The 18010-nt window shown below is 61.0% G+C and carries 17 protein-coding genes and 1 pseudogene; 8 read left to right on the top strand and 10 right to left on the bottom strand.

The genetic code is table 11. From position 1 onward, the window contains the following. Positions 1 to 7: 7 nt before the first annotated feature. A complete protein-coding gene (locus tag JNB85_RS08630; protein WP_220333914.1) occupies positions 8 to 922 on the top strand; it encodes a hypothetical protein in 915 nt (304 codons plus the stop codon). A gap of 16 nt (positions 923 to 938) precedes the next feature. Here the strand turns inward: JNB85_RS08630 and JNB85_RS08635 are convergent, their stop codons facing one another. The 6 genes and pseudogenes from JNB85_RS08635 to JNB85_RS08660 form a co-directional block, all read right to left on the bottom strand. Then, positions 939 to 1490, bottom strand: a complete 552-nt coding sequence (locus tag JNB85_RS08635; RefSeq protein ID WP_220333915.1) for a YidB family protein — start codon at positions 1488 to 1490, stop codon at positions 939 to 941. A gap of 47 nt (positions 1491 to 1537) precedes the next feature. Next, entirely contained in the window at positions 1538 to 2587 is a 1050-nt protein-coding gene (gene ligD, locus JNB85_RS08640; protein WP_220333916.1) for a non-homologous end-joining DNA ligase, read from the bottom strand. Beyond that, positions 2584 to 3393 carry a non-homologous end joining protein Ku gene (ku, locus tag JNB85_RS08645; protein WP_220333917.1) on the bottom strand — a complete coding sequence of 270 codons (810 nt, stop codon included), beginning with the start codon at positions 3391 to 3393 and terminating at the stop codon, positions 2584 to 2586. The genes ligD and ku (JNB85_RS08645) overlap by 4 nt, the downstream gene beginning before the upstream one ends. Positions 3394 to 3404: 11 nt before the next feature. Next, positions 3405 to 4316, bottom strand: coding sequence for a non-homologous end joining protein Ku (gene ku, locus JNB85_RS08650; RefSeq protein ID WP_220333918.1), 912 nt, complete (start codon positions 4314 to 4316; stop codon positions 3405 to 3407). 429 nt (positions 4317 to 4745) lie between these two features. After that, a pseudogene (locus JNB85_RS08655) lies at positions 4746 to 5286 on the bottom strand (ABC transporter substrate-binding protein); the annotation flags it as partial. After that, positions 5262 to 6320 carry a LacI family DNA-binding transcriptional regulator gene (locus tag JNB85_RS08660; protein WP_220333919.1) on the bottom strand — a complete coding sequence of 353 codons (1059 nt, stop codon included), beginning with the start codon at positions 6318 to 6320 and terminating at the stop codon, positions 5262 to 5264. The gene JNB85_RS08660 and the pseudogene JNB85_RS08655, both read right to left, overlap by 25 nt. A gap of 164 nt (positions 6321 to 6484) precedes the next feature. Here JNB85_RS08660 and JNB85_RS08665 point away from each other — a divergent pair, with 164 nt between their 5' ends. Together JNB85_RS08665 and JNB85_RS08670 are read left to right on the top strand one after the other, a co-directional pair. After that, positions 6485 to 7432, top strand: coding sequence for a dihydrodipicolinate synthase family protein (locus tag JNB85_RS08665; RefSeq protein WP_220333920.1), 948 nt, complete (start codon positions 6485 to 6487; stop codon positions 7430 to 7432). A gap of 237 nt (positions 7433 to 7669) precedes the next feature. Further along, positions 7670 to 9052, top strand: coding sequence for an MFS transporter (locus JNB85_RS08670; RefSeq protein ID WP_220333921.1), 1383 nt, complete (start codon positions 7670 to 7672; stop codon positions 9050 to 9052). Positions 9053 to 9296: 244 nt separating this feature from the next. Here the strand turns inward: JNB85_RS08670 and JNB85_RS08675 are convergent, their stop codons facing one another. Next, the gene (locus JNB85_RS08675; protein ID WP_220333922.1) at positions 9297 to 10280 is read right to left on the bottom strand and encodes a zinc-dependent alcohol dehydrogenase family protein; all 984 of its coding nucleotides are present in this window, start codon (positions 10278 to 10280) and stop codon (positions 9297 to 9299) included. Between the two features lie 188 nt (positions 10281 to 10468). Here JNB85_RS08675 and JNB85_RS08680 point away from each other — a divergent pair, with 188 nt between their 5' ends. The 5 genes from JNB85_RS08680 to JNB85_RS08700 all read left to right on the top strand — a co-directional run bounded on the left by JNB85_RS08680 (position 10469) and on the right by JNB85_RS08700 (position 15156). Beyond that, positions 10469 to 10801, top strand: a complete 333-nt coding sequence (locus JNB85_RS08680; protein ID WP_220333923.1) for an SPW repeat protein — start codon at positions 10469 to 10471, stop codon at positions 10799 to 10801. A 16-nt stretch (positions 10802 to 10817) separates the two neighbouring features. Then, entirely contained in the window at positions 10818 to 12080 is a 1263-nt protein-coding gene (locus JNB85_RS08685) for an MgtC/SapB family protein (protein ID WP_220333924.1), read from the top strand. A gap of 166 nt (positions 12081 to 12246) precedes the next feature. Beyond that, positions 12247 to 12651 (top strand): baeRF12 domain-containing protein, encoded by a 405-nt coding sequence (locus tag JNB85_RS08690; protein ID WP_220333925.1) that lies wholly within the window; start codon positions 12247 to 12249, stop codon positions 12649 to 12651. Positions 12652 to 12809: 158 nt separating this feature from the next. After that, positions 12810 to 13634, top strand: coding sequence for a universal stress protein (locus JNB85_RS08695; RefSeq protein ID WP_220333926.1), 825 nt, complete (start codon positions 12810 to 12812; stop codon positions 13632 to 13634). Between the two features lie 13 nt (positions 13635 to 13647). Beyond that, complete coding sequence (locus JNB85_RS08700; RefSeq protein WP_220333927.1) at positions 13648 to 15156, top strand: acetyl-CoA hydrolase/transferase family protein; 1509 nt, start codon at positions 13648 to 13650, stop codon at positions 15154 to 15156. Between the two features lie 33 nt (positions 15157 to 15189). Here the strand turns inward: JNB85_RS08700 and JNB85_RS08705 are convergent, their stop codons facing one another. The 3 genes from JNB85_RS08705 to JNB85_RS08715 form a co-directional block, all read right to left on the bottom strand. Next, a complete protein-coding gene (locus JNB85_RS08705) occupies positions 15190 to 16161 on the bottom strand; it encodes an ABC transporter ATP-binding protein (protein ID WP_220333928.1) in 972 nt (323 codons plus the stop codon). 355 nt (positions 16162 to 16516) lie between these two features. After that, positions 16517 to 16846: a chaperone modulator CbpM gene (locus JNB85_RS08710; protein ID WP_220333929.1), complete on the bottom strand. Its 330-nt coding sequence runs from the start codon at positions 16844 to 16846 to the stop codon at positions 16517 to 16519. A 2-nt stretch (positions 16847 to 16848) separates the two neighbouring features. After that, entirely contained in the window at positions 16849 to 17775 is a 927-nt protein-coding gene (locus tag JNB85_RS08715; protein WP_220333930.1) for a DnaJ C-terminal domain-containing protein, read from the bottom strand. Positions 17776 to 18010: the final 235 nt, after the last annotated feature.

Here is an 18010-nt window from a genome sequence, read left to right on the forward strand (position 1 = left end):
ATGTCATATGGACGACGCAACAAAAAAGACATCCGAACCACAGCCGCCCGAGGGGGCGACCACCGACCTGCCGCATGATCGGATAACGGTGGCCCGTTTTCGAGAAGCATTTCCGCGAGCCCGGTGGAGCGACCGCTTGAATGCCTGGTTCGTGCCCGGCCGCACCGCCGAAAAGCGCATCGGTCGGTGGCTCGCCGAAATGGAGGCCGAAGCAGACCGGTTCGCCGACGAGAAGGGCAGGGATGCCTTTGCCTTCGAGCCGATCGAAAGCCGCTACCTCGACGCTGCGCCTGCGAGCTTGCAGATCCGCACGCCCTACTCACGCACCGTTGTCGAAGAAATCCGCGAAATTCCGCAGGCACGCTGGGACGCTGCTCGCCGCCTCTGGATCGTACCCTACCGCTCGTTCGAGCAACTGCGCCTGCGCTGGCCGGCGATCGAGGCGGCCGCCGAACGGAACGAACCGGAGGCGCGGCGGGCGCGGCGCGAGGCGATGAGAGGGACCGAGAAGGAGGAGGCATCCAAGGCAAGGTTGAAGGAGCGCCGGCGGCATCGATATCCGGTCCCTGCCGACGATGCCCCGCCGCTCGATCGTGCAATCGGCACGCATGTCGGGATCGTCTTTTTCACCGGGACCGACGGTGAAATCGCGGATCGGGCGACAGTCAGCGCGTTCTACTTTGGGGCCGCCGACGGTGAGGAATATGTCTGGGCATCGTGGCGGCGCGGCACGCTGGAGGAATTGGTGACGACCTGGCCGGCGCGAATACCGCCGGAGCCTGCAGAGCTCGCGCGAGGCTGGTGGGTGCCGACGCTCGACGAGCTTCGGACCGCGCGACGCGAAGCCAAATCCAGGCGGCGGGCAAAAGAGCGCAGCCACGAAGCAGCGGGCAAACTCTTGCGATCAGATGCAGGCGGCTGACGCTCTATGACGGATGTCAGGCGAATGTGCCACCCGGCGTGGGCGTCGAGGAAGATTGCGCCGAAGTCCAGGCATCGGCCTGCGCTTTCGTTGGCACGCTTCCGTCAGGGGTCAATTCGTTCACGGCCGTCGGCAGATCGCGAGACAGACGGCTCAAGATTTCTTCCTTCGAGAGACCGGTTTTGGCAGCAAGCTCGTTTAGCGTCTCGTCCCCAAGCGCCTGGCCCAATTCCTGATCATTTATAGGCTTGTTTTCGCCCGTTCCGACCCAGGATTCAGCCTTATCGCCCAGTCCATTGCGTTGGAACTGCTCGATGAGGCTTCCAAGACCGCCGCTCAGAATGCCCCCGGCTGAATTGCCCCCGAAAATATCGCCGAAACCGCCCCCGCGCGTGAGGTTGCCGAGAAGGTCGCCAATGCCGCCTGCGCTTGGAGCGCTGCCGGCACCGGTCTGGCCGCTTTGGGCGCGCTGGCCAATTCCCTTCAAGACTTCCGCGATCTTATCGCGGTTCTGGTAGCCGGCGACTGCCAGCACGGCCAGCAGTGCAGTCAATGGTCCACGGGACATAGTCGATCCTCCGTTGAAAGTTTGTCCTTCAGGAAACTGGCCGACGATTACATTGTTCCGGCCGGTTTCTCGTTGATATCGAAGACGGCGGCGTTGTCCTGGACCTCGCGCAGACCCTTGAAAGATGCGTGTCGTAAGTTGCCGTCATCGGTCCAGCCCCGGAACTCGATCTCGGCGATCAAGGTCGGCTCCGCAAAGACGAGATTCTTGCCCTTGAGCGCGACTGCCGGCCGGCCGGTCTTGAGCTTGTCGAGCAGCGCGCGCAGCTCCGCCGCATCCTTGGCATCGAACCCGGTTCCGACGGAGCCGACATAGACCCAGTCGTGGCCGCTGCGGGCGGCAAGAAGCAGGCTGCCGATGCCGCCGCGCGCGACTTTTGACTGTTCGTAGCCGACGATCATGAAGCTTTCGCTCTGGACACATTTGATCTTTATCCAATCGCCGGTTCTGCCGGAGCGATAGGGCCGATCCCGGTGCTTGGCGATGATTCCCTCGAGCCCCATCGAGCAGGCGTTCGCCAGAAGTTCGGCGCCGTCGCCGTCGACTTCCTCTGACAACTGGATCGCGCCGGTGGCGTCGTCCAGAAAGTCCTCGAGCAGGTGGCGTCGGACGGTAAGCTCCGTTTTCGTCAGATCGTGACCGTCGAAATAAAGAAGATCAAAGGCGAAGAATACCGATTCCGTCGATGCACGCCTGCCGCCACGTCCGCCGAGCGAGCGCTGCAGCGCCCCGAAATTCGAGTGCCCCTTTTTGTCGAGTACGACGGCCTCGCCGTCCAGGATCGCGGTTGCGACGCCAAGCTTCCGCGCTGCCTCGGCGATTGTTGGAAACCGGTGCGTCCAATCATGTCCGCCGCGGGTGATGATCCGCACACCCTTCGGCTCGACATGGATCGCGAGGCGGTAACCATCCCACTTCAACTCGAACGCCCAATCAGGTCCTTGCGGGGGGATTTGCTTCAAAAGCGCCAGACATGGCTCGATGCGCTCCGGCATCGGGTCGAAGGGAAGATTGGGCTGCGTGGGGTCGCGGGGACGGGCCGGTTTCGACTTGAGAACCTGGTCGTCCTGAAGAAGCGGTTTGGCGCGGCGGCTCATCTGCCGGCCCGCTTCTCGGCTGCGACCGACTTTTTAAGGGCGTCCATGATGTTGACGACGTTGGAGGCGGGGGCGGCCTCGGGCTTGTTGCTCTTGCCGGCTTTCCTCGGCCTCAGCGTCTTCTTCTTCTTCTTCTCGATGAGCGCCAGCAGCGCCTGCTGGATCGGATCGGTAACCATGGCCGGCGACCAATGTTTCGTGCGCTGCTTGATCAGCTTCTCGACCAGGGGAAGGGCATCTTTCTCGCAATCGGGGTCGATCCCTTCGAAGTAGGCACCTTCCGGCCGGACTTCGTCGCCGAAACGAAGGGTCCAGAGCACGATGCCTTCATCGCGGGGTTCGAGGATGACGGCGCGTTCACGCCGACCGACCACGAGTTTGGATACGCCAACGACCTTCGAGGCTTTCATGGCGTCGCGGATCACGGAAAAGGCCTCCAGACCGACCGGGTCGTCGGGTGTCAGGTAGTGAGGCTTTTCCAGATAGGTCCAGCCAATGGAATCGGCGGGAACGAATTTCTGGATGTCGATCGTTCGGACGGTGTCGAGCGCCACCGAATTCAGGTCTTCGTCCGTCAGGATCACATAGTCGTTCTCGCCGCGCGCGTAGCCCTTGGCCTCGTTCTCGTCTTTCACAGGCTTTCCGGTAACCGAGTCGACATATTGCGAGACGACGCGGTTGCCGGTGGCGCGATTGAGCGTATGAAAGCGCACCTTCTCCGTTTCTGACGTCGCCGGAGACATTGCCACAGGGCAGGTGACCAGCGACAGCTTCAGATAACCTTTCCAATAGGAGCGTGGTGCCATCGTCGTATCTCCTATCCGGCCTTACGCCGCGTTGCGGCTGGTGCGGCGGTTCTAGCCGCCCCGCGGGCGGCACGTTGCCTGCCAGTGCCCTTGTTAGCATTGGCGGCGGTGCGTTTGGTTTGTCCGGTAGATTTGCCTGCGAGGCCTGCGCTTTCACGAAGGGCTGCCAAGAGATCGTTGGGTTTGGAGACCTGTACCTTCTTCGGTTTCGGCAGGGACCTGCCTTCGAGTTTGGCGCGGACCAGTTCGGCGACCGCCTGCTCATAGCGGTCATCGAAGGTCGCCGGGTCGAACTCGCCGATCTTCGTCGAAATGATATGCTTGGCAAGATCGAGCATCTCGCCCTCGATCTTCAGCTTGGGTATCTCTTCGAACGCGGCCTTCGAAGATCGTATCTCGTAATCGTATTGGAGGGTGGTTGCGATCATCCCGGCGCCGTGCGGGCGGATGAGAACGGTGCGCATGCGACGGAAGAGGACCGTCTTTGCGATCGCCGCGACATTTGCCCTCTTCATTCCGTCCCGCAGTAGCGTAAACGCATCCGATCCTACCCGGTCGCTGGGCGTCAGGTAGTAAGGCTTGTCGAAATAGATGTCGTCGATCTCGGAGCAGGGGACAAAGGCCTCGACTTCCAGGGTCTTGTTGCTCTCGGGAACAGTCGCGGCGATCTCCTCCGGATCGATCATGATGTAGCGACCGTCGTCTATCTCGAAACCCTTCGTCTGTTCCTCTTTCGGTACCGGCTCCTCGGTGTCGCTGTCGACGAAGATGCGGTTCACCCGGTTGCCCGTCGCCTTGTTGACGGTGTTGAAGGTGATGCGCTCAGCAGTGGACGCGGCGGTATAGAGCGCAACGCCGCAGCTCACCTCTCCAACTTTGAGAAAGCCTTTCCACTGGGCGCGATGTCCATGTCCTGACGCCATGACCGGCACTCCTGCTCGACGATTGTCGACTCAAGTCCGGCGCAGGTGATTCGTTCCGACGCGAAACGAATTAATTTCAATGACTTACCACTTGATGTTGAGAAAGAGATTCCAACACGCCTGCGTCGAAAATTGCGCGGCCACCGGCAACTACAGGCGCATGGCAAAGCGCAGCCTCATTCAACGTCGTCCCCGTTGCCCGTCTCCAGCGACATTCGAGCGGCGATCACACCTGGAAACTGGTCTAGCATCGGTCGATCCCGTCGTCGGAAACCATTCTCGGACAACCCATGGAGATGCGTCTTCGAAGCTGCTCGAAGCTGAGGCTCGCTCCGTATTGCTTGACCAATGCTTTACGGTCGAGATCGACGCGGCGATCGTATGCGAGGCATTCGACGGAAATGGTCGGATTGCGGTATTGGTAAGGTCAGCCGGTTCACTGTTTAAGAATTTGATCTTGGCTTCCGACTTGTCGAGTTCCCACGGTTGCGGTCGAGACTGGCCGCGACGATGACATCAGGATTGGCAGCGATGGTGCTTTCGGCCATTCGGCATCCGCGGTAATGGCATTCTTGCCGCCGAGGAGATCGGCGATGAAGCCGGATGCGCCGTTCTTGCCGCCGAGATAGGCGTCTGCGGAAGGCGACTGGCTGGAGAACCAAAAGACGTAGGAAAGCTGCTTGCCATCCGTGGATACGTTGGCGCGCAATGCCGCCTCGCGCTTCTTGAAGTCGGCGATAAGCGTCTGGCCACGCTCGGCGACGTCAAAAATCTGCGAAAGCTCGTCGATCTCCTGGTACAGTAGATCCACGTTCCAGAGCCGGTCGCGGCTACCATACTGGTCCTTGACCTTTTCGGTGCTGAGGCAGGTGCTAGGCGAAATGTAGCTTGGTACGCCGACCTTCTCGAAGTCCTCACGCTTGGCGACTTTGCTCGTCGGCCCGATCAGGCTTGGCGAGGCCGCGTTACAATCGAAGCCGGGGGCTTGGCGGACGACTTTCGGGGGATCAGGGTGGGAGCCGAAACGCGGATTCGGTCCTCCGCCGAAACAGCGCCAGTCGTCAACAGATCTAAAGCATTCGATGCGATCTGCTCAAAAGGGACGCGCAACGTCGTCAGCGGGGTCGCAAGATGACTGACGATCGGGATATCGTTATATCCGACGACCGAAACATCGTTGGGTACGGAAATCCCAAGGCGTGAGAGACCGGAAAGAGCGCCGATCGCCGTGTTGTCGTTCACGGCGAAAATCGCCGTAGGACGATCCTCCAGGCGCATGAGCTGCTCGGCCGCATCTGCGCCAGTATCGATTCCGAATGTCGACGAAACGATGCACTCCGGACGGAGCGGAACCCCTGCCTCTTCCAGTGCCTGCCTGTAGCCTTCGACGCGTCCGAGCGCGCTGGAGGCGTACGAAGGACCGGCGATCACGCCGATGCGACGGTGACCCAGGTCCAGGAGGTGGCGCGTTGCCAGATAACCACCCAGCCGGTCGTCGCCAATCGAGGAAAGGCTTCGACCGTCGGTCCGCAGAGCCAGGACAAGAGGCACGCGGCGGGCCACCAGCTCATCTGGGAAGTCATCGTCTTGGCGTGCGGTCGAGAGGATCAATCCATCGACGCCACGCTTTAGAAGTGACTCGGCGGCAAGTCGATCGGCTTTGGGCTTGTCATCGGTTGTCGCGACAATGGCAAAGCGACCGCTTTTGCTGCATGCCTTCGCCAAAGCTTCGTAGAGCATCGCCATAACGGTATCGGTCAGCCGGGGCACGATCACGCCGACTGTCATCGTGTTGCCGCGTCGCAGGCTCGCAGCTGAGACATCCCGGACATAACCCAGGTCTTCCGCAATCCTGCGAACACGGCGCGACGTTTCGTTGTCGGACCGCGGAAGCCGTTCATCGAGGATGCGTGATACTGTGGATTTGGAAACACCGGCAGCCGACGCGACGTCCAGGATGGTCACCCGCGTCTGGCGGTTGCCGTCTTCGGCCTCTGAATCCATTTCACTTTCCCCATCTGCAGCGCTCTCGCGGTTGAGGCCCCAAGCATTGCATTAAAAAAAAGTTGACTCCAGCAAAATCGGCAACGATAGTGGGAACGTTCCCATTAACGATCCCATCGCTGATCGCATGAGCGGACAGCGGCTATCCAGGAGGAGATACCCCGATGCAAGCCATGGATTTGAGAGGCCTGAGCCCGGCGCCCGTTACCGCATTCACCCGCGACGGAGAGGTCGATTACGCGGCCAATGCCCGTATCGCCAAGTGGCTTGCCGGCATGGACGGCGTGAAGAGCCTCGTCATTCTTGGCCATGCCGGCGAAGGTACGTTCCTGACGGAGGAAGAGCGCCTGAAGCTCATCCGCACTTATGTTGAAGCTGTCAATGGTCAACTTCCCATCATCGCAGGGATCACCGGTGAGGGCACCAAGGTCGCGGCGGAAGAAGCCAGGAAGTGCAAGGCTGCCGGCGCGACCGGCGCGCTTGTTTACCCGAACCACGGCTGGCTGCGTTTCGGGTTTCAAAAAGGCGCACCGCAGGATCGCTACAAGGCGATTTGGCAGGAATCAGGCCTGCAATGTATCCTGTTCCAGTATCCGGATGCCACAAAGGCTTCCTACGATATCGATACGCAGCTTGCGATTGCGACCCAGGACGGGGTCGTTGCTACCAAGAACGGCGTCCGCAATATGAAGCGCTGGTACGTCGAGATTCCGGAACTCAAGAAGGCCAACCCGAACCTGCAGATCCTGAGCTGCCATGACGAGTGGCTGCTGCCGACCATGTTCGACGTTGACGGCCTGCTTGTCGGCTACGGCAATATTGCACCGGAGCTTTTGATCGACTTGATCAAGGCAGGAAAGGCGCAAAGCTATCCGCAAGCTCGCCAGATCTTTGAACGCCTCCTTCCGGTCACCCGTGCCGTCTATCACCGTGGTTCCCATATGGAAGGAACCGTGGCCCTGAAGCTCGGCCTCGTCCATCGTGGTGTGCTTGACCACGCCACCATCCGTGAACCGCTGAAGAATCTGGGCGAAAAGGCGGAGGCTGAAATCTTCGCTGCTTTCGAGGCTGCCGGCATCGGTCGGGTCGACCAGTTAATCGCCGCGGAGTGACTGAGAACGCCCCCGTCGTTCAACACGGGGGCGTCTTCTTACGGGAGGAAAATTGCGGTCGCATCCGGGAGTGACGCGCCGCCGCAGTCGCACGGTCTGTTAGGCCGTGGATACCTCGCCGACGAGAGAGCCGTTCCTTCTGGATCCATGGCCGTTCCCACAAGGATCCCGAAGTGAGCCATCCAACGTGTAGGTTCGAAGCCAGGTCGGGAGAGGGCCGGGCACAGGGAGGAAAACATGAATATGGAGCAGCGAATAGCCGGACCGTCACCGGTTGTGGATCCGCAGGCTGAAATCAGCGCCAGACTTGAACGGTTGCCTGTTATCCGAGAGGTCTTCTGGGCCAGAAACATCGTCGGCGCCGCGACATTCTTCGACGGTTACACCGTGATCGCCATCGCCTATGCCATGCCGGTTCTTGTCCGCGAATGGGGATTGAGCCCAGGACAGACGGGAATGATCCTGTCGATGGGTTACCTCGGGCAATTGATCGGGGCTGTCTGCTTTGGCTGGCTTGCTGAGCGGATCGGCCGTCTGAAAGTGCTGCTACTCACGATCCTGCTATTCGTCAGTATGGACGTCGCCTGCCTCTTTGCAGCCGGTGCCGGCACGATGATGGCATTCCGCTTCGCGCAAGGCATCGGGACCGGCGGCGAAGTTCCGGTCGCGAGTGCCTATATCAACGAACTGATCGGCTCGAAGGGGCGCGGTCGCTTTTTCCTCTTGTATGAGGTCATGTTCCTGCTCGGGCTCGTCGGCGCAGGCCTGATCGGCTACGTCATGGTGCCGCTCTATGGCTGGAAGGCGATGTTTGTTGTTGGCCTGATCCCTGCGATCCTCATGATCCCGCTCCGCTGGTTCCTCCATGAATCACCCCGCTGGCTGGCCGCCAACGGCCGCTATGAGGAAGCCGATCGTATTGTCACCGGGCTGGAGAACAGCGCTCGTGCTGGCGGCAAGGAATTGCCGGAGCCGAAAGCCGTGGCCGCTCCTGCTCGGCGCAAATCCGACTGGCGCGAACTTTTCCAGGGCATTTACCTGAAGCGTACGCTGTCGATCTGGGCCATGTGGTTCTGCGCCTATATGGTCGCCAACGGCACGATCACCTGGCTTCCGACCCTCTATCGCCAGACGTTCAACCTGCCACTTGAAACCAGTATTTTTTACGGTTTTGCCACCTCGGTCGGTGGCGTGATTGCAGCCGTCATCTGTGCACTGCTCATCGACAAGGTCGGCCGCAAACGCTGGTATACAGGCGCCCTTTTGATCGCACCGATCCCGCTCGTCATCCTCGCCTGGTTGGGTGCAACGTCGGCGACCCAGGTTCTTATCCTCGCCGGTCTCGCCTACGCCATCGTCCAGACCGTAACCTTCTCGCTCTACCTCTATTCGGCGGAGATCTATCCGACCCGCCTTCGTGCCATTGGCACGGGTACGGGCAGCGCCTGGCTGCGTCTCGGGTCCTCCGCCGGCCCTATCGCGGTAGGCTGGGTCATGTCATCGATGGGCATCCAGTATGTCTTCGGCGCCTTTGCAGCAATCCTGCTGGTCGGCGCCCTGGTGACGGCGCTCTTTGCGATCGAAACCAAGGGGCGCGTTCTGGAGGAATTGTCGCCCTAATATCCTCGGTACGCGTTCGAAGGACCATAGAAGGCTTGGCGGGTAACCACCAGGCCTTCTCGTATCTGTGGACCTGGAGAATCTCCGGCATCTGTTTGGTGAATCCGATTGATCTGGGGCTCGATGGCGTTCAAGCGATCGGCCGAGCTAGACACGGCGCGACTTCTCTTCGGTGCAATTCCTTGCCAGTCTCAGGTCTGAACGCATCGAGCGAATTCGGATTATGCAGCGATCGAGGTGCCCTTCAGGGTATCAGGACAGCCGCTCCGCTCAGGCGCCCGGCCCGCAGATCGTCGAGTGCTGCATTGGCGTCTGCAAGCCGATAGATTTTCGTGTGGGTATGGACGCCTGCCTGGAGGGCGACGGGGAAGAATTCCTCAGCATCTTTCCGCGTCAGGTTGGCAACCGAGGCCACGCTTCGCTCGCCCCAGATCAGGGCGTAGGGCATTGCGGGCAGATCGCTCATATGAATACCGCCACAGATGACCCGGCCTCCCTTTCGTACGACCTTCAACGCCGAAGGCACGAGTTCGCCGATCGGTGCGAAGATGATTGCCGCATCGAGTGCAACGGGCGGCTGCTCGTCTGAGCCTCCCGCCCAGACGACGCCGAGGTCGAGTGCGAAGCGCTGTGCCGCCTCATCGCCGGGCCGAGAAAACGCGTAGACGTCGCGGCCCTGCCAGCGGCAGATCTGCGCGATGATATGCGCGGCAGCGCCGAACCCGTAGAGCCCGATCTTTTTGCCGTCGCCAGCCTTCTTCAAAGAACGCCAGCCAATCAGGCCGGCGCAGAGGAGCGGGGCTAGCGCGACGGGATCGGCCGCACTGTCGAGCACAAAGGCATAGTCGGCATCCGCAACTACATGGGTGGCAAAGCCTCCGTCGCGGGTATAGCCGGTAAATTGCGGCTCATCGCAAAGATTTTCGTCTCCGCTCCTGCAAAACGAACAACGGCCGCATGTATGGCCGAGCCAGGGCACGCCGACCCTTTGCCCCAGGCGCGAGACAGCTATTCCTTCCCCGACAGCCTCGACGACGCCGACGATCTCATGGCCGGGAACGAGCGGCAGCTTCAGGTTGGCGAGATCGCCGTCGCAGACATGAAGATCGGTCCTGCAGACCGCGCAGGCCTCAACCCGCAGCATCAATTGTCCTTTTCCGGGCACGGGATCCGGCCGGTCGACCGGCCGCAGGGGCATCCCGACTGCCTCCAGGATCATAGCCTTCATGAACTGCTCCTCATGTTCATAATGCCATGATCCCGAAATCGCGGCAAACCGGCATTGACTGGTGTCAAGGACGGCTCACCCCCGGTCCTTCGCTCTTACGGAATTCCCGCTCAGGAGAAATTTTGATCGAACGCAATGCGTGAAGACATGTGTGGTGATTGGCTTTGCAGCAGCAGGGAGACCGAGAGATGGACCGTCGTCGCTGGCAAGACATATCGCTTTATCTTGGACGATCGCCATTGCCGCGTCCTGGGCACTTGGGCGTTGCGGCCCGCACTCCATTCCTCTCGGAGCGGCGGCCGCCGACTGTCCCTGTCTGTGAGGTTGGCGTCGTCATCCGCAGCGCGGCCGCGCTCGCATCCTACCGCCTATCCCAGGAATGGTCTAACCTTCTGACCGGTATCTGGCTTATCGCTTCGCCATGGATCGTCCATGACGCTGAAACATTGATCTGCGGCGTCCTCTTCGTCGTCCTCGGCATATCGGTGCTTTGCGGCACCAGGCCGTGCGAGGGCCGCTGAGGGACGGGACCAACCAATGATGACAGCACTGATGACAACGGAAGCATTTCAGCGCCTCAGTCTGGCGCTTGCGATTGGCGTCCTTGTTGGCATCGAACGCGGCTGGCAGGAGCGCGAGGCGGCACCCGGTGAAAGGGTCGCAGGCATTCGCACCTACGGCCTTTCGAGCTTCCTTGGCGGCCTATGCGGTTTCCTGCAGCCTGCGACCGGACCGATCCTGCCGACGGCTGTCTTTGTGTTCTTTTGCATCACAATTCTGGTTTTCAGCTCCATGCAGGCAGCGCGCGAGGAGCATTACAGCGCGACCGCCGCCATTGCCGCGATTTCGGTTTTTGTGCTTGGTTTCAGCGCCGTCGTTGCCGACATGACGGTAACTGCAGCGGGTGCCGTTGCAATAACGGCCCTCCTTGCGGCGCGCGAACCGTTGCATGGGTTTCTGCGGCGGCTGACCTGGCTCGAACTCCGGGCCGCCTTGATCCTGCTGACGATGACGGTCGTCATCCTGCCCATCCTGCCCGACGAACCGATCGATCCCTGGCAGGCGATCAATCCCTTCGACCTCTGGATCATGACGATCCTTGTGGGCGCCGTCTCTTTTTTTGGTTATATCCTGATCAGGATCGGCGGCGCCCGCGCCGGGATCCTGATGACCGGCGCAAGCGGCGGCATCGTGTCCTCGACGGCGTTGACGCTTTCCTTTGCCCGCCAGTCGATCCAGATGCCTGCCCTCTCGCCGCTCCTTGCAGCCGGGGCGATGCTGGCGGGAGCGGTGTCCCTTACAAGAGCGCTCCTGATCTGCGGTGTCGTTGCGCCGGCGGTTCTATGGGACCTTGCGCCATTGCTCGCCCCAGCGGCTGCAGCCTTTGTTATCGCTGGCGGCTTTGCCGGAGCGCTCCGCCGTCCGGACGAGAGTCCCGACTTCTCGCCGCGAAACCCGCTCGAGGTCAGGGTCGCTCTGCGCTTTGCCCTTGTCCTTGCCGTGGTGACGATCCTGACGCGGGTGACCCTGACCGTCTTCGGAACAAACTCGCTGCCCGTCCTTGCCTTCGTGACGGGTCTGGGCGATCTCGACGCGATAACGCTTTCGGTTGCAAATCTCACGTCAACGCAGCTTCCTGCGGATGCGGGCGCCCGTGCCATAGCGGTTGCGGCTTTCGCCAATCTTCTCGCGAAAGTCATTCTTGCGGCAGTCATGGGAAACCTTGCCTACGCGGTTCGCCTGGCGGTCGCAACCCTTGCCGCGGCTCTTGCCGGACTTGCCGGCTTTCTGTTGACATGAGGGCTCACGATGGCGTCCGGTAACATCCAATCTACACGAGATTGATGCACATCAAGGCCAATCCGGCGGGCAGGCGCATTTTCAAATCGGCCTGAATTCAGCAGCCATCGAGCCCATGCCGGTCGCGGTGGCTCGAGCCTCATAGAATATGGAAGCGGAGAAAGACATGATCGTGCCGAACGGTGCCGTTATTGCTGTCGTTGACGGCAAAAGGCTGCAGCTTTTTCAAAACAAGGGGCATGAGCCGCATATCGATCTGGCCCCGCTGGCAGAGCCCGTGCTCGAGCCTGTCAATGCAGGCTCTGGTACGCGTCATCGCAGTAGCCTGGCCAACCCGGACAGCCGGCGGATGGAGGAGGACGATTTCGTGGCCGCCGCCGCGAGCTATCTCAACAAAGAAGCTCTCCAAGGTCGCGTCCGGCAGCTGATGGTGATTGCCGATCCACGTTCGCTCGGCGAACTGCGCCGCCATTTCCATCCTGCCCTGACGGAGCGGTTGATTGCGGAACTCGCCAAAGACATGACGGGACTCGCGCCCGGCGAAATCGAGGCGGCGCTCATGCGCGCCTGACGGTGAGGAGGTCACAAGGGTCTCAGGTTGAGTCTCCGAAACGCCCAAGCCCAAGATGGCCCCGCCCCTTCAGAATTGAGACATGTCAATGCGGGACTCCGAACAAATGCGAGAGTGATCAGGATCTGGTCTCGCCTACGTTCAGTTCGGAGTCCCCAATGAAACAACACTTCTTTCTTCCACTCCTTACCTATCCGGATATGACGTCCGAATTCATGATCGCCAATGCGGTCGCACTTGCACACCATATGCAAGCGACGCTCACCGTCTGCGCGGTGGAAATTACGATTCCCGATGTTTCCAATGCGCTGTCGTCTTTGATCATCGATGCCGCGAAGATGGCGCGGGACGCCGAGGCTCTGAGCCGCAAGCGTGCCTCGCTGCTGGTTCAAAGGGTACTCGATCAGGCGAAAGCCGCTTCCGTCGATCTGCGCGTGCGCGAGATCAAGACGGGTGAGCCTTTCGTCGCCGAAACTCTTGCTGAAGCATCGCGTGCCTATGATCTCGTGCTTCTGGAATCTGCCGGTATTTCCCGTCCGATCGTCGAGGCGGTTCTGTTTGCCTCCGGCCGGCCTCTCGTTCTCTATCCGGCCGCACCGTTCGGCGGGCGGATAGATCACGTCGCCATCGCCTGGGACGGGAGCAGGGCCGCCGCGCGCGCCGCCCATGACGCCTCGCCCTTCCTGGAGCGGGCTAGCAAGCTCTGCCTGCTGTCGGTCACCGACGATAAACCGTTCGGGCACGATACGGGCGACCATCTCGTTGAAAACTTGCTCAAGAACGGGGTGACGGCGGAGACGGTGCGGGCGCGTGCAGGCAGTACGCCGATCGGTGAAACGCTGCAATCCAAGGCTTTCGAGCTGCGGGCCGATCTGCTCGTCATGGGCGGCTTCGGCCACTCGCGCTTGCGTGAATTCGTGCTTGGCGGCGCGACCGAGGCTGTGCTGGCCAATACCACGCTGCCCGTTCTGTTGTCGCATTGAGGATCAATCCGCCATGTTCAAGAATCGTCTCCGGAGCAAGCAGCTCTGGGATCGCATCGTCAGTGCCGACGAGGCCGCCAGGCTGATCACAGACGGCATGACCGTCGGCATGAGCGGCTTTACGCGCGCCGGGGAGGCCAAGGCCGTGCCGTTGGCTCTGGCGGAAAAGGCAAAGCGTGATCCGCTGAAGATTACGCTGATGACCGGCGCATCGCTCGGCAACAATCTCGACAGGACGCTTGTCGAAGCCCATGCCATTGCCCGCCGTATGCCTTTTCAATCCGATCCCGGCATGCGCAAGGCGATCAATGACGGTGAGGTGATGTTTATCGACCAGCACCTGTCGGAAACGGTCGAATTCCTGCGAAGCGGCCAGTTGGCGCCCGTCGACATCGCCGTCATCGAGGCGACCGCGATCACCGAGGAGGGCGCCATCGTGCCGACCACCTCCGTCGGCAATTCGGCGAGTTTTGCCATCCTGGCGCCGAAGATCATCGTCGAGATCAACCTGTCGCAGCCCGAAGCGCTGGAAGGCCTGCACGACATCTATATCCCGACGAAACGGCCAAGCCGCGAGGCGATCCCGGTCGTAGCGCCCGACAGCCGCATCGGCGTCCCTTTCATCCCGATCCCGCCGGAAAAGATCGCCGCAATCGTCCTTACTGAGAGCAGCGACAGCGCCTCCACGGTGGAACCGCCGGACGCAGAGACGAACGCGATTGCCGGCCATCTCACCGACTTCCTGCTCAACGAAGTGCGGCGTGGACGGCTGACGGAGCGCCTGTTGCCGCTTCAGGCCGGCATTGGCACGATCGCCAATGCGGTCCTTCAGGGGTTTTCTGAAACGCCCTTCCACGATCTCACCATGTATTCCGAAGTGCTGCAGGATTCGACCTTCGATCTGATGGATGCCGGCAAGCTCAATTTCGCCTCCGGGTCCTCGATGACGCTCTCGACGGAGAAGCATATGCGGGTGCTTTCGGCAATCGAGCGCTATAAGCGGCGACTGGTTTTGCGCCCGCAGGAGATCAGCAACCATCCCGAAGTTATCCGCCGCCTCGGCATCATCGCCATCAATACGGCGCTGGAACTCGACATCTATGGCAACGTCAACTCGACCCATGTCGGCGGCACGCATATGATGAACGGTATCGGCGGTTCCGGCGATTTCGCTCGCAACGCCTATATGTCGATCTTCGTGACGAAGTCGCTCGCCAAGAACGGCGCGATTTCACGCGTCGTGCCGATGGTCAGCCATGTCGATCATACCGAACACGACGTCGATATTCTCGTGACGGAGATCGGTCTTGCCGATCTGCGCGGCCTGGCGCCGCGGGAACGGGCGAAAGTCATCATCGCCAACTGCGCACATCCGAAATATCGCGAGGCACTGGCGGATTATTACAAACGGGCGTTGCTGCGCGGCGGGCACACGCCGCATCTGATCGAGGAAGCGCTTGGCTGGCACGACAATCTGCGCCGCACAGGGAAGATGCTTGCGTCGTCACCCGTTGCGACCTGACGACTCCGCGGAGGCAGGAAGCGGCGCTAGCCCTCAGGGCACCAGTGCGGGCTCTTGCCTGTGCAGGGGGCCGGCATCCTGCACGGCCGCGGCATCGATGCTCGCATCGCGGATCATGGCGTATTTGACCTGCGTAACCTTCAGGTCACGGTACCAGTCGACCAGTGCGCCCCACGGATCGGTTATCTTGGAAAGGCCGGAGATGAAGGCGACGACGGTGCCGATCTCAGTCTTGCCGGTGACGACATAGTATCCGCCAAGCGCAAAGATGCCGGCATATCCGAGCTGCGTCATCAGGTTCATCAGGAAGTTCATCGTGAACTTGATCCTGTAGATGCTCATATTGGTCGAAAAGAGCGTTTGGACGCGGTCGCTCTGAGCGTTCAAAGCCTCGCTGGTGACCACCTGCTCGATCATGCCTTCGCTGACATGACGCATGACGGTGATCTTGCTCGCCACCCGGCGGTTGATGGCCGACTGCATCAGAGGAACGAAGCCCACCTGCGGGAAAAAAACGACGGCGACGGCAAACGCCATCAGCGGCTGGAGGAAAATCATATAGCCGCCGACAGCAACAAGAATGCCGGCTTGCAGCAGCGGCTCGGAGATGCTGGTGCCGACGAAGCCGCCGACGGGTTCGGCTTCGGCGAGCACGATCGAGAGCTGTACGCCTTCGGCAAGCGCATCGATCGGCGCCTCCCCTGAGTGTTCCGATACGGAGAGCACCGACAAGCGCAGCCAGCGGATCGCGACTTCGCCGATCCAGCCGCGATAAAGGTTCAGCATCAGCTTGGTCGCGCCCTCCAGCAGGACGAGGCCGAGATAGGCGAGGACGAGGAGGAGGATGGCGGGATAGGGCGTCCCGCCTGTCACCGCATTGATGATGCGTCTCTGGACTTCCAGGGGCGCTGTGCCGGCAAGAAAGAGGATGATGGAAAGAGCAGCGATCGCGATCTGATGACGGCGACCCATGAGGAGTACGAAACCGAACAGATTTTTCGGCATCTTTCTTCGTCCTCTGCTGCGGGGGTAGAATAGAGCATAGCCACTGATGTTGGTTGCGCGCTTTTGAAGTCTTGCGCCTTGATCGGCGTCAAACTCGAGGAATAGCCGCTATTGGATCACCGAGTTCTGATGGAGGACAGGGTGTGCGCTATCAGCCCGCGGTTTGATCCAGAGGATGCTGAATATGCTGGCGATCATGAGAATGAGGATAATCAACAGAAGTCTGCGCAACGACGTTTCCCGGCAGGAGGGAGAACCTGCTCCCCAGAACAGACGGGCTGGCTTGCCCGTCCCGTCATTCTCCATGCCGCGTAAAGTCCGGCCTTGATCGCCGTCAAAGTTCGAAGTGAAGTTATCAGCGGCTGCTGTCGTCGAGCTCGTCGAGCGCGGCGAGTAGGCGTTGCTGGATCTCGGCCTCCTGCCGGTTGATGGCGACGACAAGCCCGCGCATCGCGCCGCGCATGCCGTGGAGTTGATCGATGAGCTCCATGACGACGTCCACACCTGCTTCGTTGACGCCCATCTGGCGGGTGAGGTCGAGGATCAGGCGGGCGCGAGCGAGATCGGCATCCCGGAACCGGCGCCGGCCCTCGGAAATATCGGGGGCCAGCCAGCCCTGCTCGACCCACAGATCGAGTTCGGTGACGTCGATTTTGAGGTAGAGACGGAATTCGCGATCGTCCATGGTCAGGCCTCCATGTTCTTTCTCGGATCCTGCGTGTCGGCTGCTGTCCACGCCCTGGCGAAGGCGGTCAGCTGTTCGTCCGGCTGCTCGGGCAGCATGATCTTCAGCGTCACATAGACGTCGCCGGCTTCGCCCCCACGCTTGGCAACGCCTTTGCCCTTGAGGCGCAGGACCTTGCCGCTGCTGGAATTTGCCGGCAGCGTCAGGTTGACCGGTCCAGAGGGCGTCGGTACGCGCACCTTTCCGCCGAGGACCGCTTCCCTCAAGGTCACGGGCAGATCTAGGCGGATGTCGTCGCCGTCCCGGGTGAAGAAACGGTGCGGGCGCACACGGACCTCGATCAGCGCATCGCCGGCCGGCCCGCCGCCAAAGCCTGGTTCTCCCTTGCCACGCAGGCGTAGCGTCTGGCCATCGCGCGTGCCGGGCGGGATCTTGACGTCGAGTGCCGGCCCGTCCGGCAGCTTCACCTGGGTCTGAGTGCCGTTCACGGCGTCGAGGAAATCCACTTCCATCGAAAAACGCCGGTCCTCGCCCTTCGCGCGGAACTGGCCGCCGGCGCGATCGCCGCCAGCGCGGCGGGAGAAGAAGCTTGCGAACAGATCGTCGGCGTCTCCAAAATCGGCAAAGCCGGCGCCATTGTGATAGGCGCTACCCGGGCCGCTCGCAGAGGCATAGTCGCGATAATAGCTGCGGGGCGCCTGTTCGGCTCCGGTAATGTCGATCTCGCCGCGATCGAAGCGGCCGCGCTTGTCTTCGTCGCTTAGGATTTCATAGGCGGCAGAAATCTCCTTGAACTTTGCCTCGGCCTTTTTGTCACCGGGGTTCAGGTCGGGGTGGAGCTTCTTGGCAAGCTTGCGGAATGCCCCCTGAATGTCTTTCTGGGTGGCATCCCGTTTCACGCCCAGAAGCTCGTATGGATCTTGGCTCATACATGTCTCCGTGTAAGGGCAGCGAATACTGCGAACTGGAATCCGCCTTGATATAGGTTGTGGATCCGATATCGGGGAGGGGCGGGGGGAAAAGCCCGATCATACGCATTTCAGAGGCGCCAGCACCATTGCATTCGATGGGCAGGTGCTCCGGCCCTCGCCGTTTCCCCTTCGTCCTTTCGTCGGATAGGCAGCCCCGTGCGGCCAACTGGGCAGCGTTAACGACCGGGATGCC

The organism is Rhizobium mesosinicum (assembly GCF_019511345.1).
In the GTDB taxonomy this organism is placed as follows: Bacteria; Pseudomonadota; Alphaproteobacteria; order Rhizobiales; family Rhizobiaceae; genus Rhizobium; species Rhizobium mesosinicum.